Annotated in this window: 23 protein-coding genes; 16 read left to right on the top strand and 7 right to left on the bottom strand. The window is 70.4% G+C overall.

Annotation, left to right across the window (positions count from 1 at the left end):
* The first annotated feature begins 4 nt into the window (after positions 1-4).
* The 3 genes from ACLJRM_RS01025 to ACLJRM_RS01015 are packed head-to-tail and all read left to right on the top strand — an operon-like array spanning position 5 to position 2,327.
* Complete coding sequence (locus tag ACLJRM_RS01025) at positions 5-493, top strand: hypothetical protein (protein WP_410661927.1); 489 nt, start codon at positions 5-7, stop codon at positions 491-493.
* A gap of 50 nt (positions 494-543) precedes the next feature.
* On the top strand, positions 544-972 hold the full coding sequence (locus ACLJRM_RS01020; protein ID WP_410661926.1) for a MarR family winged helix-turn-helix transcriptional regulator: 429 nt from the start codon (positions 544-546) through the stop codon (positions 970-972).
* On the top strand, positions 969-2,327 hold the full coding sequence (locus ACLJRM_RS01015; RefSeq protein ID WP_168214275.1) for an MFS transporter: 1,359 nt from the start codon (positions 969-971) through the stop codon (positions 2,325-2,327). The genes ACLJRM_RS01020 and ACLJRM_RS01015 overlap by 4 nt, the downstream gene beginning before the upstream one ends.
* On the opposite strand, the gene ACLJRM_RS01010 is transcribed toward ACLJRM_RS01015, so the two are convergent.
* Together ACLJRM_RS01010 and ACLJRM_RS01005 are read right to left on the bottom strand one after the other, a co-directional pair.
* Positions 2,324-3,343: a DNA polymerase domain-containing protein gene (locus tag ACLJRM_RS01010; RefSeq protein WP_101606654.1), complete on the bottom strand. Its 1,020-nt coding sequence runs from the start codon at positions 3,341-3,343 to the stop codon at positions 2,324-2,326. The two genes, ACLJRM_RS01015 and ACLJRM_RS01010, sit on opposite strands and share 4 nt — an antisense overlap.
* 28 nt (positions 3,344-3,371) lie before the next feature.
* Positions 3,372-3,929 (bottom strand): GNAT family N-acetyltransferase, encoded by a 558-nt coding sequence (locus ACLJRM_RS01005; protein ID WP_410661925.1) that lies wholly within the window; start codon positions 3,927-3,929, stop codon positions 3,372-3,374.
* Between the two features lie 24 nt (positions 3,930-3,953).
* On the opposite strand from ACLJRM_RS01005, the gene ACLJRM_RS01000 reads away from it, so the two are divergent.
* From ACLJRM_RS01000 to ACLJRM_RS00960, 9 genes are all read left to right on the top strand, one after another.
* The gene (locus tag ACLJRM_RS01000) at positions 3,954-4,640 is read left to right on the top strand and encodes a TVP38/TMEM64 family protein (protein WP_101606652.1); all 687 of its coding nucleotides are present in this window, start codon (positions 3,954-3,956) and stop codon (positions 4,638-4,640) included.
* A gap of 166 nt (positions 4,641-4,806) precedes the next feature.
* Positions 4,807-6,417 carry a serine/threonine-protein kinase gene (locus ACLJRM_RS00995; protein WP_233224238.1) on the top strand — a complete coding sequence of 537 codons (1,611 nt, stop codon included), beginning with the start codon at positions 4,807-4,809 and terminating at the stop codon, positions 6,415-6,417.
* 54 nt (positions 6,418-6,471) lie between these two features.
* Entirely contained in the window at positions 6,472-6,777 is a 306-nt protein-coding gene (locus ACLJRM_RS00990; protein ID WP_101606650.1) for a hypothetical protein, read from the top strand.
* A 19-nt stretch (positions 6,778-6,796) separates the two neighbouring features.
* A complete protein-coding gene (gene msrB, locus ACLJRM_RS00985; protein WP_101613068.1) occupies positions 6,797-7,219 on the top strand; it encodes a peptide-methionine (R)-S-oxide reductase MsrB in 423 nt (140 codons plus the stop codon).
* Positions 7,220-7,297: 78 nt separating this feature from the next.
* Entirely contained in the window at positions 7,298-7,861 is a 564-nt protein-coding gene (locus ACLJRM_RS00980) for a hypothetical protein (RefSeq protein ID WP_410661924.1), read from the top strand.
* Positions 7,854-8,657 carry a TIGR04222 domain-containing membrane protein gene (locus tag ACLJRM_RS00975; RefSeq protein ID WP_410661923.1) on the top strand — a complete coding sequence of 268 codons (804 nt, stop codon included), beginning with the start codon at positions 7,854-7,856 and terminating at the stop codon, positions 8,655-8,657. The genes ACLJRM_RS00980 and ACLJRM_RS00975 overlap by 8 nt, the downstream gene beginning before the upstream one ends.
* An 80-nt stretch (positions 8,658-8,737) precedes the next feature.
* A complete protein-coding gene (locus ACLJRM_RS00970; RefSeq protein WP_410661922.1) occupies positions 8,738-9,691 on the top strand; it encodes a TIGR04222 domain-containing membrane protein in 954 nt (317 codons plus the stop codon).
* The gene (locus ACLJRM_RS00965; protein ID WP_410661921.1) at positions 9,684-10,496 is read left to right on the top strand and encodes a DUF692 domain-containing protein; all 813 of its coding nucleotides are present in this window, start codon (positions 9,684-9,686) and stop codon (positions 10,494-10,496) included. The genes ACLJRM_RS00970 and ACLJRM_RS00965 overlap by 8 nt, the downstream gene beginning before the upstream one ends.
* Positions 10,493-10,837, top strand: a complete 345-nt coding sequence (locus ACLJRM_RS00960) for a hypothetical protein (protein WP_410661920.1) — start codon at positions 10,493-10,495, stop codon at positions 10,835-10,837. The genes ACLJRM_RS00965 and ACLJRM_RS00960 overlap by 4 nt, the downstream gene beginning before the upstream one ends.
* A 17-nt stretch (positions 10,838-10,854) precedes the next feature.
* Here ACLJRM_RS00960 and ACLJRM_RS00955 read toward each other — a convergent pair whose 3' ends face one another.
* From ACLJRM_RS00955 to hemE, 4 genes are read right to left on the bottom strand one after another with little or no spacing between them, the layout of a single operon-like run.
* A complete protein-coding gene (locus ACLJRM_RS00955; RefSeq protein WP_410661919.1) occupies positions 10,855-12,213 on the bottom strand; it encodes a CoA transferase in 1,359 nt (452 codons plus the stop codon).
* On the bottom strand, positions 12,213-12,905 hold the full coding sequence (hemQ, locus tag ACLJRM_RS00950; RefSeq protein WP_410661918.1) for a hydrogen peroxide-dependent heme synthase: 693 nt from the start codon (positions 12,903-12,905) through the stop codon (positions 12,213-12,215). Before hemQ ends, ACLJRM_RS00955 begins: the two co-directional genes overlap by 1 nt.
* A 25-nt stretch (positions 12,906-12,930) precedes the next feature.
* Positions 12,931-14,310 (bottom strand): protoporphyrinogen oxidase, encoded by a 1,380-nt coding sequence (gene hemG, locus ACLJRM_RS00945; protein WP_410662427.1) that lies wholly within the window; start codon positions 14,308-14,310, stop codon positions 12,931-12,933.
* 5 nt (positions 14,311-14,315) lie between these two features.
* Entirely contained in the window at positions 14,316-15,389 is a 1,074-nt protein-coding gene (gene hemE, locus ACLJRM_RS00940; protein ID WP_101606644.1) for a uroporphyrinogen decarboxylase, read from the bottom strand.
* A gap of 88 nt (positions 15,390-15,477) precedes the next feature.
* Between hemE and ACLJRM_RS00935 the strand changes: the two genes are divergently transcribed.
* From ACLJRM_RS00935 to ACLJRM_RS00925, 3 genes are all read left to right on the top strand, one after another.
* Positions 15,478-16,041 (top strand): DUF3000 domain-containing protein, encoded by a 564-nt coding sequence (locus tag ACLJRM_RS00935; RefSeq protein WP_168214274.1) that lies wholly within the window; start codon positions 15,478-15,480, stop codon positions 16,039-16,041.
* An 859-nt stretch (positions 16,042-16,900) separates the two neighbouring features.
* Positions 16,901-17,617 carry a response regulator transcription factor gene (locus ACLJRM_RS00930; protein ID WP_034318331.1) on the top strand — a complete coding sequence of 239 codons (717 nt, stop codon included), beginning with the start codon at positions 16,901-16,903 and terminating at the stop codon, positions 17,615-17,617.
* Positions 17,618-17,724: 107 nt separating this feature from the next.
* A complete protein-coding gene (locus ACLJRM_RS00925; protein ID WP_101606642.1) occupies positions 17,725-18,954 on the top strand; it encodes a ribonuclease D in 1,230 nt (409 codons plus the stop codon).
* Positions 18,955-18,961: 7 nt separating this feature from the next.
* Here the strand turns inward: ACLJRM_RS00925 and ACLJRM_RS00920 are convergent, their stop codons facing one another.
* Positions 18,962-19,618: a TetR/AcrR family transcriptional regulator gene (locus ACLJRM_RS00920; RefSeq protein ID WP_101606641.1), complete on the bottom strand. Its 657-nt coding sequence runs from the start codon at positions 19,616-19,618 to the stop codon at positions 18,962-18,964.
* Positions 19,619-19,796: 178 nt separating this feature from the next.
* Here ACLJRM_RS00920 and ACLJRM_RS00915 point away from each other — a divergent pair, with 178 nt between their 5' ends.
* A complete protein-coding gene (locus ACLJRM_RS00915) occupies positions 19,797-21,263 on the top strand; it encodes an amino acid permease (RefSeq protein WP_410661917.1) in 1,467 nt (488 codons plus the stop codon).
* Positions 21,264-21,273: the final 10 nt, after the last annotated feature.

Genomic DNA, 21,273 nt, shown 5'->3' with positions numbered 1-21,273 from the left:
ATGGATGACGAGCACGAATTTGTCACCGATACCGCACGCGTCGTCACGAAATGCGTTCCCGCTCGTGGCCGGGCTCGCCGTCGCACTCACTTTGGGCGCGGGCGTCGGAGTGGTGGCGGCCACTCAGCCGAGAGTGCTCGACGCGGCCACGGCGCCCGTCCCGGCGACGGTGACCGTCACCGCGGAGGCCACGCCCGCGCCGACCGTGACCGTCCCGGCACCCCCGGTCACTTCCGGACGCGCCGTCCCCGCCACTCCCGCGAACCGGTTCGCCGACGGGACCTACCTGGTCGGCACCGAGGTCGAAGCGGGCTCGTACCGCTCGCCCGGGCCGGCGCCGGGCGGCAATGGGCACTGCTACTGGGCGAGGCTGCGCACCGGCGGCGTGTCGAAGATCCTGGCCGACCAGCTGACCACCGGCGCCGCCCGGTTCACCACCCGCAGGGGCGAATACGTACAGGTCGCGGGCTGCGAGTTCAGCCTGTCACCGTAGATACGCAGTCATAATTGCGCAGTTTCACCTGCGCAAGTTAACCTGCGGACATGGACAAGACCGCCGCACGCGCGGCCCACGACATCCGCGTCGCCTTCAGCAGGCTGCGGCGCCGCCTGCGCGAGAACTACGGCAGCGGCGACCTCACGCCGTCCCAGACGTCCGTGCTCAGCAGGCTCGACAAGGACGGCGAAGCGTCGGTCAGCGACCTGGCCGCGCTGGAAGGCATCCGCCACCAGTCGATCGCCACCACCGTCGGTGTCCTCGTGGAACGGGGACTGGCCGCACGCCGCCCGGATCCCGGGGACGGAAGGCGTCAGCTGATCTTCGTCACCGACGACGGCCGCGCCTTCCTCGACGAGCGCCGCAGGGCCGGGGAAGGCTGGCTCGCCCAAGTCCTCGAAACGCAGTGCACCGAGGCGGAGCGCCGCACCTTGATCGAAGCGGCGGCCGTGCTGGAACGGGTCGTGCGGCGGTGAGCACGGACTTCGACCGGCGGCTCCTGCCCCCGATGATGCTCGGAGCGGCCCTCAACCCGGTCAACTCGTCGATCATCTCCGTGTCCCTGGTGCCGATCGGCGTGGCCTTCGGGGCGCCGCCCGCCCAGACGGCGTGGCTGGTCTCCGCGCTGTACCTGGCCACCGCGATCGGCCAGCCGGTGGTGGGACGGCTCATCGACCTCTTCGGGCCCCGCAGCCTGTTCCTGGCCGGGGCGGCACTGACCGGGATCTCGGGTGTCGTCGGCATGCTCGCCCCCGGTTTCGGCGTGCTCGTCGCGTCCCGGGTGCTCCTCGGTTTCGGCACCTGCGCCGGCTATCCGGCGGCGATGCACCTCATCCGGAGCGAGTCCCTGCGCACCGGGAAGGACAGCCCGGCCGGGGTCCTCACCGCGCTCGCCATCACCACGCAGACCATCGCCGTCGTGGGGCCCAGCCTCGGCGGACTGCTGATCGGGGTCGGCGGCTGGCGCGCGACCCTCGCGATCAACGTCCCGCTCGCCCTGGCGGGCCTGTACCTCGGCTTCCGCCGTCTCCCGGCGACACCCGTCCCCCGCCGCGACGGCCGGAGCATCGTGCGCGAACTGGACCTGCCCGGCATGGGCCTGTTCGCCGCGGCGCTCGTCTGCCTGCTGCTGTTCCTGATGGACGTGCGGGGCGGCGACTGGTGGCTGCTCGCCGTGACCGTCGCGGCGGGCGCCGGATTCACCTGGCGCGAACTCCGGGCACGGCAACCGTTCATCGACGTCCGCCTGCTCGGCGGCAACCTGCCGCTGCTGGCCACCTACGGGAGGGCCCTGCTCAGCTTCGTCGTCAGCTACGCCTTCCTCTACGGCTACACGCAGTGGATGGAGCAGGGCCACGGGCTGTCCGCGTCGGAAGCCGGACTCGTCCTGCTCCCCCTGTTCGCCGTCGGGATCATCGCCTCCACCGTCACCGGACGCGGCAAGGCCGTCCGCGGCAAGCTCCTGGTCGGCTCGCTCGGACAGGTCGCCGCCTGCGCCCTGCTGCTGTTCCTGAACGACGGCAGCCCGATTTGGGCGCTCCTGGCCGTCGTGGTGGTCCTCGGGGTGCCGCAGGGGTTGAACAACCTCGCGCTGCAGAACTCCGTGTACCACCAGGCCCACGCCGAACGGATGGGTTCGTCGGCCGGGCTGCTGCGCACCTTCGGCTACCTCGGCGCCATCGTCGCGTCCGCGGCCAACGGCGCCTTCTTCGGGCAGCGCGCCGACAGCGGCGGCCTGCACCACCTGGCCGCGTTCATGCTCGTGGTCAGCGTGCTGTTCCTCGCGCTGACCGTCGTGGATCGCTCGCTGGCCCGCGTCGGGACGCCCTAGGTGTCGTCGCGCGCCTTACTGGGCTGGACCCGCTTCGGCTCGCCCGGCATCTTCGGATAGTCGGGCGGATACGGCATCTCGCCGAGGCCGTGGTCGCGCTCGTCCCGCGCGTACCACTCCAGCAGCGTCTCGATGCCGAACGCCTGCTCGTCCATCGGCGCGTGGAGGTCACCGCGCTCGGCGTAGAAGGCGCCGGCGGTGAGGACGTCGAAGTCGTCCGGGTCGACCTCGGTGAGCAGATCCCAGGTCAGCGGGGTCGAGACCGTCGCGCGCGGCGTGCCGCGGACCGACCAGGCCGACGCCACCGTGCGGTCGCGGGCTGCCTGGTTGTAGTCGATGAAGACCCGGCCCCCGCGCTCTTCCTTCCACCACGCGATGGTCGCCTTCCCGGGAATCCTGCGCTCGACCTCGCGGCCCAGCGCGATCACCGCGTGGCGGACGTCGATGAAGTCCCACTCCGGCCGGATCCGCACCAGGACGTGCACGCCGCGGCCGCCCGAGGTCTTCGGATAGCCGACGAGCCCCGCCGAGTCGAGCACCTCGCGCACCACCCCGGCGACCTCGACCGCGTCGGAGAAACCCGCCTCGTCCGGCGGGTCGACGTCGATGCGGAGCTCGTCCGGATGGTCGACGTCGGGCCGCCGCACCGGCCACGGGTGGAAGTCGAAGGTGCCCAGGTTCGCCGCCCAGGCGAACACGGCGGGTTCGGTCGGGCAGACCTCTTCGGCGGTCCGGCCCGACGGGAAGGTGATCTTCGCGGTCTCCACCCAGTCCGGGGCGCCCTTCGGCACGCGCTTGGCGTAGAACCACTCGCCCTCGACGCCGTCGACGTAGCGCTTCAGCGTCGTGGGCCGCTCGCCGACCGCGCGCAGCAACGGCACGCCGACCGCGACGTAGTGCTCCACCACCTGGCGCTTCGTGATGCCGCGGGCGGGGAAGTACGGCTTGTCCGGGCTGGAGACCCGGACCTTGCGCTCGCCTACCTCGACCTCGATCGGCTCACCGTTCTTGGGCATGCGCCCACCGTAGCCAGTCCGGCGCCGCTCAGGGCCGTGGATCGTTCTTCAAGACCGCCATCGTGATGACGTCATGCCACTCGCCGTCCCACCACAGGGCTTCCCGCTGAAGCCCCTCGCGGACGAACCCGCACTTCTCGTAGACACGCTGGGCCCGAGGGTTGAAGTCGAACACCTCCAGCGAGACGCGATGGACTCCGACGACGTCGAAAGCGAAGTCCAGGATCAGCTTCGTCGCCTCGGTGCCGTAGCCCTTGCCGAAGACGCCGGGCCCGGTCAGCGCGATTCGGAACGAGGCGGAACGGTTGTGCTCGTCGAAGTCCGAAAGCACGACATCGCCGAGGTAGCCGCGATCCTCCTTGCGCAGGATCGCGTAGTCTGCCCGGTCTTCGAGGCCCGGCCGCGAGGCCAGCCAGTTACGGATCTGTTCCTCGGTGAAGACGGTGTGCGTGCCGGTCAGCCGGGTGGTCTCCGGCTCCTGCAGCGCCCGCCAGGCGGACTCGAAGTAGGACTCGTCGAGCTGCGCCAGCACGATGTTCTCGCCGGTGAGTTCGGGCTGCGTCCGCAGCGCGTCGGTGTCGATCACAGCGAATACCGTACGGTTGACGCAGTGTCCGGCCGTACCAAATTAATTCTCGCGCTCACCGTGCTCGCCCTCTTCGTGACGGCCGCGGTGCTGCTGCCGATCCCGAGCCCGGCCGGGCTGCGGGCCTGGGCCGCCGGACTCGGCCCGGCCACACCGCTGGTGTTCTTCCTGATCTATTCGGTACTCACCGTGGCGCCGATCCCGCGCACCGTGTTCAACCTGGCGGGCGGGCTGCTGCTCGGCGCCACGACGGGCATCGTCGTCGGCATCCTGGCGACCACGGTCGCCTCCGGGCTCTCGTTCACCCTTTCGAGGGCACTGGGCCGCGACCTCGTCACCCGGCATCTGCACCGGGCCAAGGTCCGCGCGGTCAACGACCGGCTTTCCGACGGCGGGGTCCTGGCGATCACGTCCTTGCGGCTGATCCCGATGGTGCCGTTCGCTCCGTTCAGTTACCTGTGCGGAGTGTCATCAGTCCGTTTCGCTCCGTATCTGCTGGGGACCGCGCTCGGCAGCCTGCCCGGTACTGTCGCGGTCGTCGTCCTCGGTGACGCGCTGACCGGGGAAACCCCTCCCGCCCTGCTGATCTGTTACGCCGTGTTCGCCGCCGCGGGGGCCGTCGGGCTGATCAAGGTCTTCCGGCGGAAGGCCGTTCCGGTGACCGAACCGAGCGGCGAAGAAGAAGTGCCTGCCTCCGCACCGGCGAGCTGACGGGGATCCGAAACCACAGCCCGCTACACTCGATCGGGTGCGCGGGACCATCACGACCGCGTAACGCCACCATCACCCCGGGAATGTGTCAGGAGCAGTCGCCATCGACACCGGTCAGCTGATCGCTGGGCACTATCGCCTGGTCGAGCAAATTGGTAGCGGTGCCATGGGGGTGGTCTGGCGTGCCATCGATGTCCGCCTCGAGCGCTCGGTGGCGGTCAAGCAGATCCTCCCCCAGCCGGGTGTCTCCGAAGCCGAACGCGACAACATGCGCCAGCGCGCCATGCGCGAGGCGAAGAACGCGGCCCGCTTCCAGCATCCGAACGCGATCGTGGTGTTCGACATCGCCGAAGACGGCGGCGACCCCTGCCTGGTGATGGAGTACCTGAACGGCCCGAGTCTTTCGGCGATCATCTCCGACGAGGGCACGCTGCCGCTGGGGCGCGTCGCGAAGATCGGCGAGCAGGTCGCGTCGGCGCTGGTCGCCGCGCACCGCGCCGGGATCGTGCACCGTGACGTCAAACCGGGCAACATCCTGATCGACGAGTCGGGTACCGCCAAGATCACCGACTTCGGCATCTCCCGCGCGGCCGGCGACATGACGCTCACCCAGACCGGCCTGATCGGCGGCACCCCGGCCTATCTCGCGCCCGAGCTGGCGCGCGGCTCGGACCCGGTGCCCAGCTCCGATGTCTTCGCGCTCGGCGCGACGCTCTACCAGGCGATCGAGGGCCAGACGCCGTACGGGAACAGCTCCAACCAGCTCGCGCTGCTGTACGCGGCCGCGAACGGGCAGATCAACCCGCCGCAGCAGGCGGGCGCCGCGACGGCGCTGTTGATGAGCCTCCTGCGCACCGAACCGACCGAACGCCCGAGCATGGCCGAGGCCCAGCAGCGGCTCGCCGCGCTGGCGGCGAACGAATCCGGCGCGGGCACGGCGGCGTCGCCGCGGCTCTTCGGAGCGGGCGGCGGCAGACAGCCCGCCGCGCCCGACACCCCGGGACGCGGCAACCCCGGCGGGGACCGGCCGCCGTGGCAGCGGACCGAGCAGCCCGCGCAGTCCGCCGCGGCACCTCCCCCGCCTCCTCCGGCCAAGCAGCACACGCCGACAGCGGCGTTCATCCCGATGCGCTCGCAGTCGGCCCCGCCGAACACCCCGCCGCGGCCGGTCGCCGCGGCGAGCCCGCCGCCGTCCGCGGCCGCCCCGATGCGGCCGTCCTCGGGGAAACCCGCCGACGGCAAACGCAAGGCCGTCCTGTTCGCGGGCGCCGGTGCCGCGGTCGTGGTGATCGCGGTGATCGTGTTCCTGGTGCTGAATTCGAGCAACGGGACCACCGGCAACCAGGGCGGCGACAACGCCGGGGCGAACCCGCAGTCCAGCACCTCGGCGCCCAAGTCGACCGCGCCGTCGTCCTCGAAGGCCGCCCCGGCGGGCCTGGGGAAGACCCCGAGCGAGAAGGTCACGAGCTATTCGAGCGTCGGCGGCTTCGTCCTCGACTTCTTCGACACGGACAAGATCGGGACCTCCGCGAGCTGGAACAAGCTCACGGACGCCGCGAAAGAGGTCTACGGCTCGGAGCAGGCTTTCGCCGAATACTGGAGTGCCCACAAGGTCACCGGCGCCGACACCGCCCGGGCGGACAAGGGCGGCGGCAACGCCGACGGCTCGATCGACATGAACATCACGCTCAACAAGGGAGTCCGTCCCGCGCTGCGCGTCGTCCAGGTCGGCGGCCAGTACTTCATCGACGCCGACACGCGAGTACTCGGCAACTGAGACCCGCCTCGCTGGTGGTAGGCCAATCGCCGCTCTTGGCTTACTGTTGCTCGCATGGCCGATAGCGGACCTTTCGGACCTGGCCAGAATCCTCGTTTCGACGAGGACCTGGTAGGCCTCGACCCGTACGACCCCGAAGCCCGTGCCTTCGCCGAGCACCTGGACCGCATCGAACGCTGCGGCCCCAACTTCACCGTGGAGGCCTGCCTCGACGGCGTCTCCGATTTCGCCGACTCCAGCAACCGTCTCGGCGGTCTGCGCTGGTGGGTTTCGGCACTCGTGGTGATCCTCATCGTGCTCGGCGTGATGGTCACCGCATGGGACATCATCGGCCGGGCCATCGCGTGGCTCGCGGGGTAACGTGGAACCGGTGAAAGGCATGAAACCCGTTGTCGGAGCCACGCCACGCGTGGTCAAGTCCGAGCAGGAATGGCGGGAACAGCTCAGCCCCGACGAGTACGCCGTGCTCCGCCAGGCGGGCACCGAGCGCCCCTTCACCGGGGAGTACACCGACGCCAAGACCACCGGTGTGTACCAGTGCCGTGCCTGTGGCGCCGAGCTGTTCCGCAGCGATACGAAGTTCGAGAGCCACTGCGGCTGGCCGTCGTTCTACGACCCCGCCGATACCGAAGCCGTCCTCCTCCGTGAGGACACCGCCATGGGGATGCGCCGGATCGAGGTGCTGTGCAAGTCGTGCCACAGCCACCTCGGGCACGTCTTCGAAGGCGAGGGGTACGCGACGCCGACGGATCAGCGGTACTGCATCAACTCGATCTCGCTGACGCTCGTTCCCGAGTCGTAACCAACCGAAGCGAACCACCGCCCTCCCCGACGCGTTCCCGTTGAACAGGAACAGCGTCGGGGAGGGCGGTGTCTTCATATGAGTGACCCCTGGGGTATCAGCGGACCGGACTTCGCCTGGCTCGCGTTTCTCCCGTTGCTCGAACGGCACGGCCTCCAGCGAAGAGGTCTGCAAGTCGCCGAGAACCGCCGCCGTCTGGGCCGGCGGTGCGCGATGGCCGTGTACGTCGCCGTTCTGGCGCTGGGAATCGCGCGGCTGGCGAACGCCGTACCGCTGAAGCGGCCGGTCGCCATCCTCGTCGTCCTGATGGTCGGTGTGGTCGGCGCACTCGGCCTGATCGTGTGGTTGCAGTTACCGGACAGGTCCGGCCGCGCGACCACCCAGGGCACGCTGGCGCTCCGGTACGGCGACGGGGACCGCGAACCGGGCAGGACCGCTGCCGGGAGGGTCGCGCTTTACGGCTTCGGGGCCCACCCCGATCCGGCGATCGCGGCCGTGCTGGGCAAGACCGGTGACACCCGCGGCAACCGGTTCACGGGCATGGTGGGCTCCTCGTGCTCCGGGGGCACGTACATTGCGGCGGGCTCGTCCTGCGGCGGCGGCGGTTCTTCGTGTGGTGGTGGAGGTGGTTGCGGTGGCTGAACTCGAGACCGTCATGGCCGTGCTCGCGGCGCTTCCGCTCCTCGCGGCACTGACGTACACGCGGTGGCTGCGGAACCGGCGTCACGACGGCGAACCGCCGCGCACGATCTACCAGGTCGCCTACCTCGCCGGCGGACCCGACCGGGTCTCGGACACCGCCGTCGCGGGCGCCGTCGAGCGGCGGGTGGCCCGCCTCGACAGCTCCGGCGTCCTGCGCCGGACCTCCGCGCGCTCCGCGGACCCGTTCCTGCTCGCGGTGGCGGACAGCCTGCCGAAGGTGCGTGCGGCGAGGGTACGCGAATCGCTGCGCGGGTCGGAACCGATGCGCTCGCTGCGGACGGAGTTGCTCGACGGCGGCCTGGTCGTTCCGGAAGGCCGTCTGCGCCGGGTGTGGCGCGCCGCCGTGGTCGCGCACCTCGGGCTCGTGGTGCTCGGGGCGGCGGTGCTCATCCGCACCGTCGTGATCACCGAGCGATCCGTCGCGCTCGCCGGAATCGCGCTGGCCGTCACTACGACGGCGTGCGCCGTCACCGTCCGGCTCGAGCGCGTCCATCGCGCGGTGTGGACCACGAAAGCGGGCGAGCGGGCGCTCTCGCGGGCCGGCGGCGATCCGCAGCTCGTCACCGGCGCGATGGGCGCGGTGGCGCTGGGTGGCATCGACGCCTATCCGGATCGGCGGTTGGCGCGGCTCCTGACCCTGACGACGCCTTCTTCCCGCCGCAAAGCCCAAGTCGACGTCTGCAACGGTGCCTCTCCTGACGGTCTAACGGCCGTCGCGGACGGTTCGCCGGGCTGATCGACTGGTCCGGGGAACCATGACCGGACGGAAAAGCGTCCGACTACGGTAAGTGCACCTGCTCGTGAAAGGCCCGTGCGATGGAAGACACCTGGGGCATTCCCGGACCCACTTTCCTGGCTATCTACGCCGTCCTGCTGGTGTTCCCACTGGCCCTAGGTCTTCTGTGGACCATCTCGGTCAAGCTGGACCGCAAGACGTCGCGCGGCACGGTGAACGGACCGCAACCGACGGTGTACGAACTCGCCTATCTCGCGGGCGGCCCGGACCGCGTCGTCGACACGGCCATCGCGGCCTTGGTCGACCGCGGGACGCTGCGGGTCAGCAGCTCGAAGCAGCTCCAGCTGACGGGAGCCGAGCCCGCGGACCCGATCGAGAGGGCCGTCGCCAAGGGCGCCAGGCCGGGCTACAACGCCACGACGCGCGGCATTCGCGACCGGCTGCGGATGTCGGGGCCGATGCAGGCGCTCGGCAAGGATCTGGAAGCGCGGGGACTCGTCGTCATCGACCAGGCGCCGCAGATCCGCCGGGTCGTGGCCAACCTCTACCTGGGTGTGATGATCCTCGGCCTGGTGCGCGTGTTCGCCGGGATCCTCGGCGACCATCCGGTCGGTTTCCTGATCCCGCTGGTGATCGTGGCCTCGCTCGCGACCTTGTTCTCCCGGATCGCCAAGAACAAGCGGACCGGGCCGCGCCCGACCAGCGAAGGCAACCGGATCCTCGGGAGCGCCAACAGTGCCCTGGCGCGGGAGCGCAAGCGCGGGATCCCCAACGCGCCCGCGATGGGCGGTATGGCCGGTGGAGCCATGCTGGGCGGCGCCGCCGCGGCCGTCGCTTTGGGCGGACTCGCCTTCTACCCGGACGAAGAGCTCAGCGCGGCGCTGATCCCGCCGCCCATGCCCGGCGCCTTCGGTGGCGGTGGCTCCTCCGGTGGCAGCACCTGCAGCACCGGCTCCTCGTGCAGCGGCGGAAGCTCGTGCGGCGGCGGTGGCAGCTCCTGCGGAGGCGGCGGCGGCGGGGGTTGCGGTGGCTGACGCACCGGGCCACCTCGGCATCGGCATCGGCTGGCGGCACGAGCTGGACCTGTCGATAGCGCGGCTGCCCGGCGTCGACTGGGTCGAGGTCGTCGCCGAGAACCTGCACACCGGTCATCTTCCCGAAACCCTGATCGCCTTGCGCGACAAGGGAATCCCGGTCCTGCCGCACGCGGTCTCGCTGTCGCTGGGCGGGGCGGGGCCGGTGGACACCGACCGCGTCGAGCAGCTCGCGGAGGTCACCCGTGAACTCGGGGCGCCGATGGCCAGCGACCACGTGTGCTTCGTCCGCGCGGGCGGGCTCGACTCGGGGCACCTGATGCCGCTCCCCCGCACCCGGGAAGCGCTCGACGTCCTGGTGGACAACGTCAAACTGACCCAGTCCATCGTGGACGTCCCGTTCGCGCTGGAGAACATCGCGGCGGTGCTGGAGTGGCCGGACGCGGAGTTCACCGAGTCGGAGTTCCTGCGCGAACTCACCGACCGGACCGGCTGCCTGCTGATCATCGACGTCGCCAACCTGTACGCCAACGCCCGCAACCTCGGCACCGATCCCGAACGGTTCCTCGACGAGATCCCGTGGGAGCGGCTGGCGTACACGCATATGGCGGGCGGTGTCGAACGCGACGGCGTCTACCACGACACGCACGCCCACCCGGTCGTCCCGGAGGTGCTGGACCTGCTGCGGGAGCTGCGGAAGCGCGTCGCCCCACCGGGTGTCCTGCTGGAACGCGACGACGACTACCCGCCCGACAGCGAACTGGCCGCCGAACTGGCCGCGCTCCGGGAAGCGGTCTCGCCGTGACCTCGCCCCGGGAGCGGCTAGCCGGGCAACAGGCTGAGCTGCTCAAGGCGCTCCTCGCCGGAGGCGACCCTCCGGCGGGTTTCGACGCGGACAGGCTCCGCATCGAAGCGAACGTCTTGCGGAACAAGCAGAGCAGGCTGGCCGCGTACCTGCGGCCAGACCTCGCCGAGGCCCTCGGCGACCGGTTCGGCGCGCTGTTCCGCGAGTACGCGACGGCGCATCCGAAGACCGACACGATCCGCGCGCGGGCCTACGCGGACGCGTTCGGCACGTGGCTCGTGGAACGCGGCGAGATACCGAAGCCGAAGGGCCGTTTGGCGAGGTGGCTACACCGCGTTTAGTCCTCTAGCTGCGGTGGTCACCAGACGGCACGGTCGCTTCCGGGTACGCGCGTGCCCTCCACCCAGAAGGGATTCGAGCCCGGCAGCACCCCGGCCATCTTGACCCGGGTCAGCCGCCCGAGCGGGCTTTCGGCCTCCTCCAGCCATTCGCCGCCGTCGAAACCGGTGGGCCCGGGTTCCTTGCGGCCCAACGAATTCAGCCACTCCCCCGTCCCGGCGAGCGAGGTCCGGACGTGCTGACTACCGCCCTCGGTGGCCGCCCTGCGGAGCGCGGTCATGATCGCCGCCGCGGTGAGCCAGCCGGTCGCGTGGTCGAGCGCCTGCACCGGAAGCGGTCCCGGACCGTCGATCCCGGCGGTCTTGCCACCTTCGTCGGCGATCCCCGAGGCCATCTGCACCAGGCTGTCGAACCCTCGCCTGCGAGCCCAGGGGCCTTCCCAGCCGTAGGCGGACAGGTCAGCGACCACGATCCCGGGCCGGGATTCGGCGATCGCCTCCGGAGTGAAACCCTTGGCCACCAGCGATCCCGGCCGGAAGCCCTGCAGGACGACGTCGGCACGCGCGATCAGCTTGCGCAGCCTCGAGCGCCCGGCTTCGGTCTCCAGATCGACGTACGCCGAGAGCTTGCCCATGCCGGTGTCGACGGCAAGTGGCGGCACGGTCGGCAGGCGGTCCGCCCCGATGTGCATGACGGTGGCGCCGTGCGCGGCGAGCACGCGGCCCGCGACCGGTCCGGCGATGACGTGGGTCAGATCGAGGATCCGCACCCCGCCCAGCGGCCGGTCGGAATCGAACAGCCGCACCGGATCCGACGGCCCGAGCGACCGGATCTCGGCGACAGGCAACGCCGAAGAGGCCTGTCCTTGCTTGTGCGCCAGCCATTCCTCACGGGAGCGCAGCACGGCCGCGGCACCGCCGGCGCCGACCACCGCCGACTCGACTTCGAACTTCGACTTGGCCGCCACGACCTTTTCGAAAGCCGCGCGGGTCGCCGGGACACCGAGGCCCCAGCACACCGCGGAGACGTGACGCGGGTAGTTGCAGTGCAGCCGCACCCAGCCGTCGTTCGCGCGGTAGTCGCCGGACAGCGGCGCGCTGAACGGCACCGGTTCCCCGTCGACCCGGATGTACTGCTCGCTGTGGAAGGACGCCGCCGCGTGCCGGGTGTCGACCGAGACCTTGCCCGGCTCGATTCCCCGCAGCCGCAACAGTTCCCCGGCCGCCAGCGTCGCCGCGGCGATACTGGCGGTCGCGGCTTCCTCGACCCGGAAGGTCCCGGGCAGCACGGATTCGGGGCCGGTGACCTCGACGGCGTCTTCGGCGAGCGTGTCGCCGGTGAGCGTGGTCCAGACGCGGGAGTCCGCTGAAGCGTTCACTACGGCAGCAGGGTGATCAGCTCGGCGGGTTCCACCTTCGTCCCGGTGTAGAACGGGATCTCCTCGCGCACGTGGAGGCGGGCCTCGGTGCCGCGCAGGTGGCGCATCAGGTCGACGATGCGGTGCAGCTCGTCGGCCTCGAAGGCCAGGATCCACTCGTAGTCGCCCAGCGCGAACGACGCGACCGTGTTGGCGCGGACGTCCGGGTAGTCGCGGGCCTCCTTGCCGTGGTCGGCCAGCATCTTGCGGCGCTCGTCGTCCGGCAGCAGGTACCACTCGTAGGAGCGCACGAACGGATAGACGCAGATGAACTTGCGGGCCTCTTCACCGGCGAGGAACGCCGGGATGTGGCTCTTGTTGAACTCCGCCGGACGGTGCAGTGCGACCTGGCTCCACACCGGAACCGAGGCGCGGCCGAGCGGGGTGTGCCGGAAACCGCTGTAGGCCGCCTGGACCTGCTCGATCTCCTCGGCGTGCCACCAGACCATGTAGTCGGCGTCGGCCCGCAGCCCGGAAAGGTCGTAGAGCCCGCGGACGACGACGCCCTTGGCCTCCAGCGCGTCCAGGTACTCCGTGGTCTCCGCGGTCGCCTGCGCGCGATCATCGCCGAGCTTGTCCTGCTCGGCCCGGAAGACCGACCAGGCGGTGTAGCGGATGGTGTCATTGAGCTCGTTGTAGTTCAGCCGCGCCATACCGCCATCTTGGCACTGCCGGTGCTCAGGAGCCCTCGTGGGTCGGTGTGATCCCGGCGATGCGCCGGGCGGCCGCGTCGGCGGTGGCGATGCAGGCCGGGAGCCCGACGCCGTGCAGCGTCGCGCCCGCCACGGCGAGCCCCGGGACCTCCGCGACGGCGCGTTCGATGCGCTCGACGAGTTCGAGGTGACCGGTGCCGTACTGCGGGAGCCCGCCGCCCCAACGCGTGACCAGCGTTTCGATCGGCGCTGCGGTGACCCCGGTCAGCCGGGCCAGGTCGTCGCGGACCACCCGGACGAGTTCGTCGTCGTCGGCGTGCAGCGCGCCCGGTTCGCCGAAGCGTCCGACCGAGCCGCGCACCAGCACCGGGCCTTCGCCGTACTGCGCCCACTTGCGCGTGGAGAAGGTGAACGCCTTGGCCGCGAACGGTTTCCCGGCCGCGTCCTGTTCACCGGCGCCGATCAGCACCCCCGACGACTCCGGCAGTTCGGTGCCCGGCGGCAGCGCGAGCGCGATCACCGCCATCGACGCCAGCTCGACCTCCGCGAACGCCGACGACGCCACACCCACGACGCCGTCGAGCAGCCGCCGCGCCGAGGGCGCCGGAACCGCGAGAAGGACTGAGCCGGCGTCGAGGTCGTCGACCTTCCAGCCGGTGGCGGTGCGCTCGATCGCCGTCACCGTGGTCCCGGTCCGGATCTCGGCGCGGGACAGCTCCGCGAGGCGCCGGATCAGGGTGCCGAGCCCGCCCAGCAGGGTGCCGAAGACCGGCGCCGTACTCGGCGAAGCGGGCATGAGCGAGGCCGCGCCTTCGGTGAGCGAACGCGCGCCGCGGTCCACCGCGGACGCCAGCCCGGGCATCGTCGCGCGCAGCCCGAGCCCGTCCGCTCCCCCGGCGTAGACCCCGCCGAGCAGCGGGTCGACGAGGCGGTCCACGAGTTCGTCGCCGAACCGCTCGCGCAGCAGCGGGCCGAGCGGCACGTCCCCGGCGGGCAGTTCCACCGGCGCCAGCGAAGACTCGGCCTCGACCAGGGCGCGGCCCTTCTCCGACAGCACCCCGGCGACCGCGTCGGCCGAGGCGGGAACACCCATGACCGTGCCCGGCGGCAGGCCGAGCACGGATCCGCCGGCGTGGATCTTCGCGCGGGCCTTGGTGGGGTGGACGAGACTCTCGCCCAGCCCGACCTCGCGGACCAGGGCGAGCGCCTCGGGTCGCCGGGCGAGGAAGGCCTCCGCGCCGACGTCGTAGCGCTCACCGGCGAGTTCGATCGTGCGGAGTTTCCCGCCGAGGGACTCGGTCGCTTCGAAGACGACGATCCGGGCGTCTTCGCCGAGCAGCGTCCGCAGGCGGTAGGCCGCGGTCAGTCCCGAGATACCGCCACCGACGACGGCGGCGGTCTTCACGGTGCTCACGGCTGGAGCTCGTGCACCAGCCCGACCACGCGCGTCAAGACGTCCGGGTCGACGCCGGGCAGGACGCCGTGGCCGAGGTTGAAGATGTGCCCGTCGGCCGCGCGGCCCTCGGCGTGGATCCGCCGGACCTCCGCTTCGAGCACCGGCCAGGACGCGTGCAGCAGCGCGGGGTCGAGGTTGCCCTGGACGACACCGCCGCCGAGCCGCCGGACGGCTTCGTCGAGCGGGAGGCGCCAGTCGACGCCGACCACGTCGGCGCCCGCGTCGCGCATCGCGACCAGCAGCTCGCCGGTGCCGACGCCGAAGTGGATCCGGGGCACGCCGTAGGCGGCGACCGCCGACAGCACCTTCGCCGAATGCGGCAGGACGAACTCGCGGTAGTCCCGCTCCGAGAGCGCGCCCGCCCACGAGTCGAACAGCTGGATCGCGTCGGCCCCGGCGTCGAGCTGCGCGGACAGGAAGGTGATCGCCATGTCCGCCAGGCGCCCGGCCAGCTCGTGCCACAGCTCCGGCTCGGAGTGCATGAGCGCCTTGGTGTGCTCGTGGTTGCGGCTCGGCCCGCCCTCGATGAGATAGGAGGCCAGGGTGAACGGCGCGCCGGCGAACCCGATCAGCGGTGTCTCGCCCAGCGACCCGACCAGCAGCCGGACGCCGTCGGCGACCCGCTCCACCTGCTCCGGGTCCAGGACCGGCAGCGCGCGCACGCCCGCGGCGTCGCGGATCGGCTCGGCCACGACCGGGCCGGTGCCCGCGACGATGTCGATGTCGAGCCCCGCCGCCTTGAGCGGGACGACGATGTCACTGAAGAGGATGGCCGCGTCGACGCCGTGACGGCGGATCGGCTGGAGCGTGATCTCGGCGAGCATCTCGGGGTCGAAGCACGCGTCGAACATCGAGGTGCCCTCGCGCAGCGCCCGGTACTCGGGCAGCGACCGGCCTGCCTGGCGCATGAACCACACGGGGGTGCGGGCCGGGCGTTCGCCGCGCGCGGCGGCCAGGAACGGCGCGCCGGGCAGGGCGCGACGGGCCGCGGGGACGGTCTGCGCGGGAGAAGCAGCTGAAGGAGACATCACGGTTCATGGTGCCATGGGCGCTCCGGGCCCTTACTCTCGGCGCGTCTGCGCCCCGAACCGGACTATCGCGTCTTACAGTCGGTTGGTGACCGCGATGACGTCAGTACCCGATCTCTTCCGTGAAGCCGTCGCGGCGTTGCAATCGGTCCGGCCCCGTCCCGAAGTGCAGCTGGAAACGATGCGCCCGCCGCAGCGCCTGGCGCCGTGGTCCTACGCGGTGAGCTGCGAGGTGGAAGGGCCGGCGGACGTGCTGGCGTCGGGGCGGCTGGTGCTGCTGCACGATCCGGACGGTCAAGAAGGCTGGGACGGGGTCCTGCGGCTGGTCATGTACGTCCGCGCGGAACTCGACCGGGAACTGGCGACGGATCCCTTCCTTCCCGCGGTGGGCTGGTCGTGGCTGACCGACGCGCTGGAGAGCTCCGGCGCGGAGTGGACGGCGCTGGGCGGCACGGTCACCGAGACGTCTTCGGCCCGCTTCGGCGACATTTCCGGGCCCACGCGCACCGACGACCTGGAGCTGCGGGCGTCCTGGACGCCGACGGACGCCGCGCTGCGGTCGCACGGGCAGGCCTTCTGCCAGGTGATGGCGAGCGTCGTCGGACTGCCGCCGGTCGGCGTGACCCTCTTCGAGCAGCGCCAGTCCTCCTGAAACCCGACACTCCGTCCCGACACGCCGGAATCCCAGCAATCGAGACATAGCATTTGGGTTATTCTGCGATTTCCGGCCAGCTAGCGCCGCTAGGAAAGCTAGCGATACTAAAGGTCCCTTGCTCCCCCGCCGGATCGGCGGCCCAAGTACGTGAAGGACCCCTTCATTGCGTCTAGCGCAATGAAGGGGTCCTTCACGTACTACCGAAGACCGCGCGAAGCGCCCGAGAGCACCTTCGCTTACCCCATTCGCGAGGCTCTCAGAGCGTCCGTACGCCGTCGAGAGGCGCCTCAGGGCCATCTGGACTAGACCAGCTCCGACCAGCGCGGAGACGGCCGCGCAGAGGTCTGGACCACCCCGTTCGTGCTACCGACAGTGTCACCGTCAGCAACAAGATCAACCCGGCCGAAACAGGCCCTTGAAGCACCTCGAGTCGCCTCCGGAGCGTTACCGCCACGGTCACCGAGCGAAGCGATCATGACCCTGCGCGAAGTTGATCAAGCCCCATGCCGGAGGCGCTTTCCGACCCTCGATGCCCTGCTCTCCAAGGGTCCCGGGAAGAGGCACCGGCAGGTGCACGGCCCATCTGCACAGTCGGTTGGACCCCGGTAACTGAAGTGCATCGTGTTCTTTCGGCGATGTGTTAGCCACCGGCTGTGTACTAGCCCGATCGTGTTACAACGAACTCCCTGAGTAACTACTCGTTTGAGATAGATACCCATTCGATCCCCCCGTGAAGGCCTCAGGGCGGCTACAGTGCCATCGACGACACCACTTTCGGTCTAAAGCTGGCGCGGCTAAACGGCCGAAAGTCCCGGTGCCGGTCGGGGGGCACGACCGACTCCAGGGAGGTAGTGACGTGGCTACCGTCGGCATTTCTCAGGCCGTCCGATCCACGCCAGCCGGTTCATTGCCGGCGAGCATGGTTCCGCATCCGCGGGAAGAGCTTTTTTCCGTGTTGGTGGTCGATGACCACCCGCTGTTGAGGGAGGCAATCTCAGCAAGACTCGCACAGATGGGTGCGGGCACCGTCCACGAGGCCGCCACGGTGGCCGAGGCAAGGGCGCGAGCACAGGCCACAGGGCCTTGTGACCTGGCGATCCTCGATCTCGGACTGCCGGATGGCAGCGGCATCGAGCTGGTTACGGAACTCCGTAGCCATGGCTGGCCTCGCGTAGTGGTGCTCGCTTCATCGGACGACCCGTACGCGGTCAGGTCGGCGTTCCAGGCCGGCGCCCAGGCATACCTGCTCAAGTCGGCATCGCCGGTCGTAGTGACCGACGGCGTCCGCAGGGTGCTCGAGGGCGGCGTCTACGCGGACCCGAGCGTCGCACCGGTCTTGGCCACCGGCACCCGAGTCGCCGGCACCGACAACACCCCGCGCGAGCTTTCGGCGCGCGAGGTCGAGGTGCTGCAGCTCGTCGCCGACGGCCAGTCCAACAAGGAGATCGGCGAGGAACTCAGCCTCTCCGCTCTCACCGTGAAGTCTCACCTCTCCCGCATCGGGCGCAAGCTCGGCACGGGTGACCGGGCTCAGATGGTGGCGCTGGCCATGCGTGCCGGCGTGATCCGCTGACAAAGGCGAACTGCCCTGCGGGGCGGGCGGACCAGGCGCGGCCCGCTCGTCCCGTAGGGTCTTCACCTATGGAAGGCGACCGACCCGGAGAACCGCAGGCGGACTCTATGACCGGCACTGATGACACCAGTGCCGCCGTTTTGTTACGCGAGCCCGCCGAAGGCACTCCACCGGTGATCGCCGACGCGACAGCCCTCGCCGAAGCCTGCGTGAAGATCGCGGGCGGCAGCGGGGCCATCGCCGTGGACACCGAACGCGCTTCCGGCTACCGGTACTGGCCCAAGGCCTATCTGGTCCAGCTGCGCCGCGAAGGTGCCGGCTCCTTCCTCATCGACCCCATTCCGCTCGAAGGGCAGCTCGAGCCCCTCGCGGAAGTGCTCAACAACGCCGAATGGGTGCTGCACGCGGCCTCTCAGGACCTGCCGTGCCTCGCCGAACTCGACCTGCACCCGAAGAGCCTGTTCGACACCGAACTCGCCGGACGGCTCGCCGGGTACGAACGGGTCGCCCTCGGCACCCTCGTCGAACTCCTCCTCGGCTACCAGCTGGAGAAGGGGCACAGTGCCGCCGACTGGTCGAAGCGCCCGCTTCCCGTCGACTGGCTGAACTACGCCGCCCTCGATGTCGAGTTGCTCATCGAGCTGCGCGAGAAGCTCGAAGCCGATCTCGAGGCCCAGGGCAAGCTCGAATGGGCTCAGCAGGAGTTCGAGGCCGTCCGCACCGCGCCGCCGCCCGCCCCTCGGGCCGAGCCGTGGCGCCGGACGTCCGGAGTCCACAAGATCCGCAGCGCCCGCGGCCTCGCCGCGGTGCGCGAACTGTGGCAGGCGCGGGACGAGCTCGCCCGCAAGCGCGACCGCGCGCCCAGCCGGATCCTGCCCGACAGCGCGATCATCAACGCCGTCACCGCCGACCCGAAGACGGTCGAGCAGCTGCAGTCGCTGCCGGTGTTCAGCGGCCGGATCCAGCGGAAGTACACCGCGAGCTGGCTGCGGCACCTGCAGGCCGCCCGCGCGCTCCCCGCCGAAGAACTGCCCACCCCGGCCCAGCAGACCGACGGCCCGCCGCCGGTGAACCGCTGGTCGGACAAGGATCCCGATGCCGCCGCCCGGCTTTCGGCCGCCCGCGCGGCGCTGGCCGCGATCGCGGAGGACCGGCGGCTGCCGGTGGAGAACCTGCTCCTGCCGGAACTCGTGCGCCGCACCTGCTGGCGCCCGCCCGCGGACCTGAGCGAGGACGCGGTCGCCAAGGTCCTCGCCGACGGCGGTGCCCGGCCGTGGCAGATCGAGCTGACAGTGGCGGCGCTGAGCAAAGCGCTCCACGCCACCGCCGCCGCCTGACCCGGCTTCAGTCCTCCAGTAGCGCCCGCGCGGATTCGCGCAGCTCGGCGTCCGGTTCCCCGATACCGGCCAGCCTCAGCACGCTGTCGGCCCCTTCGACGGCGTGCGCTTCGACGTCCAGGTCCGGCTGGTCACGCCGGACGATCGCGATGCTCTCGACGAGCCCGAACACGAGATCGGTCCGGATGCCCAGGAGGTCGCCGGGGACCCCGGCGGCCGCGACGAGCGAGCCGTAGACGCGTTTGAGCTCCGCGCGTTCGGCCCGGAACCGCCCCAGCCTCGGCGAGGAGATCTCCGGCAGCAGGTACAGCGCGCCGAGGTTGTGCCGCGCGCTGCCGAGCAGGTGGATGTCCGCGTAGGCCAGTGCCCACAGCCGTGCGCCGACCGGCGCCAGCTGGGCCGACAGCCCGCCCGCGACGTCCAGCGACGGCCGGACGGTGTCCTCCAGCAGCGCCGCGAGAATGTCCTCTTTGGACGGAAAGTGGTAGTAGAGCGACGCCTGGCGCAGTCCGGCGCGTTCGGCGATGGCCCGTGTGGTCGTCGCCGCGTACCCGGCGCCGGTGAACAGCTCCCCGGCCGCGTCCAAAACCGCGAGCCGCGCTTCCCGTTTGCTCGCCGCCGCACCGCTGGCTCTGGGCCTGCCCACCCCGGTCGTTTTCGTCATCTATCCGATCCTGCCATTTCTCCGCGAAGATCTTTGTTACGTCCGGCGGTCGGCCCAGGTTACCGAATCCGGTATCACTTAACACCGCGCTTACCGGGCGGAGATCAGAAGGACTCCGCATGCGCTTAATTTCGGTCATCCGATCGAAATTCGGCCCTCCAGACAGGAGCCCCCGAAAATGCCGTCCGAAGACCTTTCCGCCTTCGGTTACCGTCAAGAACTACGCCGGACGCTGGGCGGTTTCTCCGCCTTCGCCGCCGGATTCTCCTTCGTTTCCATCCTGACCACGGTGTTTCAGCTGTTCGCCTTCGGCTATTCCTTCGGCGACACCCTCTTCTTCTGGACCTGGCCGCTGGTGATCATCGGCCAATTGCTCGTCGCGCTGAACTTCGCCGAACTCGCGGCCCGATTCCCGCTGGCAGGATCGGTTTACCAGTGGGCGAAACACCTCTCACCCGGATTCGCGGGCTGGCTGGCGGGCTGGATGATGCTGGTCGGCTGCGTCGTCGCGCTCGCCGGTGCCGCCATCGCGCTGCAGGTCGTCCTCCCGTCGGTCTGGAGCGGCTTCCAGCTCGTCGGCGGGGATCCGGCGATCACGTCCCCGACCGGCGCCACCAACGCCGTCCTGCTCGGTGCCCTGCTGATCGTCTTCACCACCGCGATCAACGCGGGCGGCGTGCGGCTCATGGCGCGGATCAACGACGTCGGGGTGGCGGCCGAACTCGTCGGCGTCCTCATCCTGATCATCGGGCTCGCGCTCTTCGCCGTCCGCGGCCCGCAGGTCGTGCTCGCACCGGCGGGCGAAAGCCCGGGAGCCGGCGGCATTCTCGCTTCGGCGCTGATGGCCGCGTACGTGCTGTACGGCTTCGACACCGCGGCCTCGGTTGCCGAAGAGACCAAGGACGCGAGGCGCATCGCTCCGCGCGCCGTGCTCCGCGCACTCCTGATCTCCGGAATCGGCGGCCTCGCCGTCGTCATCACCGCACTGATGGCGGCACCGAGCCTCACCGACGGCCAGCTCGCCGGGAAGGGCCTGCCGTATGTGATCACGGCCGTCTTCGGGGACACGCTCGGCCGGATCTTCCTCGCCGACGTCGCCATCGCGGTCGTCGTCTGCACCCTGACCATCCAGACCGGCACCGTCCGGCTGATCTACGCGATGGCCCGCGACGGCGCGCTTCCCGGCGCCAAACTGCTTTCCGCGGTCAACGCCCGCACCGGGACGCCGATCGCGCCCGCCGTCCTGTCCGGGGCGCTCGCGATCGGGCTCCTGCTGCTGAACCTGGGGAATCCGACCATCTTCAGCACCATCACCGGCACCTCGGTGGTCGTGGTCTACCTCGCCTATCTCCTGGTGACCGGACCGCTGCTGGTCCGGCGCCGTCAAGGCCGTTTCACTTCCGAACCCGGCCATTTCTCCCTGGGGCGATGGGCTATTCCGGTCAACGTCGCGGCAGTAGGGTACGGCGCGATGATGATCGTCAACATCGCTTGGCCACGAGCCGAGATCTACGACCTGGCGGGCACCGGCTCCGTCTGGGTCCTGTTGTTCCCGATCGAGTTCGTCGGCGCCGCGATCCTCACCGGCTACCTCTGCTGGCGCCGCCGCTCCGCGCTCACCACGGTTCCCGTCCCCGCGATCTGAAGGAAGGTTC

This window comes from Amycolatopsis sp. lyj-84 (assembly GCF_046549075.1).
Lineage (GTDB): Bacteria > Actinomycetota > Actinomycetes > Mycobacteriales > Pseudonocardiaceae > Amycolatopsis.
Note: the sequence above shows the minus strand (reverse complement) of the source record. Positions and strands in the feature narration are given on the sequence as shown.

Excerpts from the sequence above, each read along its gene's own strand:
- hemQ (WP_410661918.1), bottom strand. The coding sequence starts at position 12,905 with ATGGCGCGGCTGAACTACAACGAGCTCAATGACACCATCCGCTACACC.
- ACLJRM_RS00995 (WP_233224238.1), top strand. The coding sequence starts at position 4,807 with ATGGGGGTGGTCTGGCGTGCCATCGATGTCCGCCTCGAGCGCTCGGTG.
- ACLJRM_RS01025 (WP_410661927.1), top strand. The coding sequence starts at position 5 with ATGACGAGCACGAATTTGTCACCGATACCGCACGCGTCGTCACGAAAT.
- ACLJRM_RS01010 (WP_101606654.1), bottom strand. The coding sequence starts at position 3,343 with ATGCCCAAGAACGGTGAGCCGATCGAGGTCGAGGTAGGCGAGCGCAAG.
- ACLJRM_RS00920 (WP_101606641.1), bottom strand. The coding sequence starts at position 19,618 with ATGACGAAAACGACCGGGGTGGGCAGGCCCAGAGCCAGCGGTGCGGCG.
- ACLJRM_RS01020 (WP_410661926.1), top strand. The coding sequence starts at position 544 with ATGGACAAGACCGCCGCACGCGCGGCCCACGACATCCGCGTCGCCTTC.
- msrB (WP_101613068.1), top strand. The coding sequence starts at position 6,797 with ATGAAACCCGTTGTCGGAGCCACGCCACGCGTGGTCAAGTCCGAGCAG.
- ACLJRM_RS00970 (WP_410661922.1), top strand. The coding sequence starts at position 8,738 with ATGGAAGACACCTGGGGCATTCCCGGACCCACTTTCCTGGCTATCTAC.
- ACLJRM_RS00915 (WP_410661917.1), top strand. The coding sequence starts at position 19,797 with ATGCCGTCCGAAGACCTTTCCGCCTTCGGTTACCGTCAAGAACTACGC.
- ACLJRM_RS00925 (WP_101606642.1), top strand. The coding sequence starts at position 17,725 with ATGACCGGCACTGATGACACCAGTGCCGCCGTTTTGTTACGCGAGCCC.
- ACLJRM_RS00990 (WP_101606650.1), top strand. The coding sequence starts at position 6,472 with ATGGCCGATAGCGGACCTTTCGGACCTGGCCAGAATCCTCGTTTCGAC.
- hemE (WP_101606644.1), bottom strand. The coding sequence starts at position 15,389 with ATGTCTCCTTCAGCTGCTTCTCCCGCGCAGACCGTCCCCGCGGCCCGT.
- ACLJRM_RS00980 (WP_410661924.1), top strand. The coding sequence starts at position 7,298 with ATGAGTGACCCCTGGGGTATCAGCGGACCGGACTTCGCCTGGCTCGCG.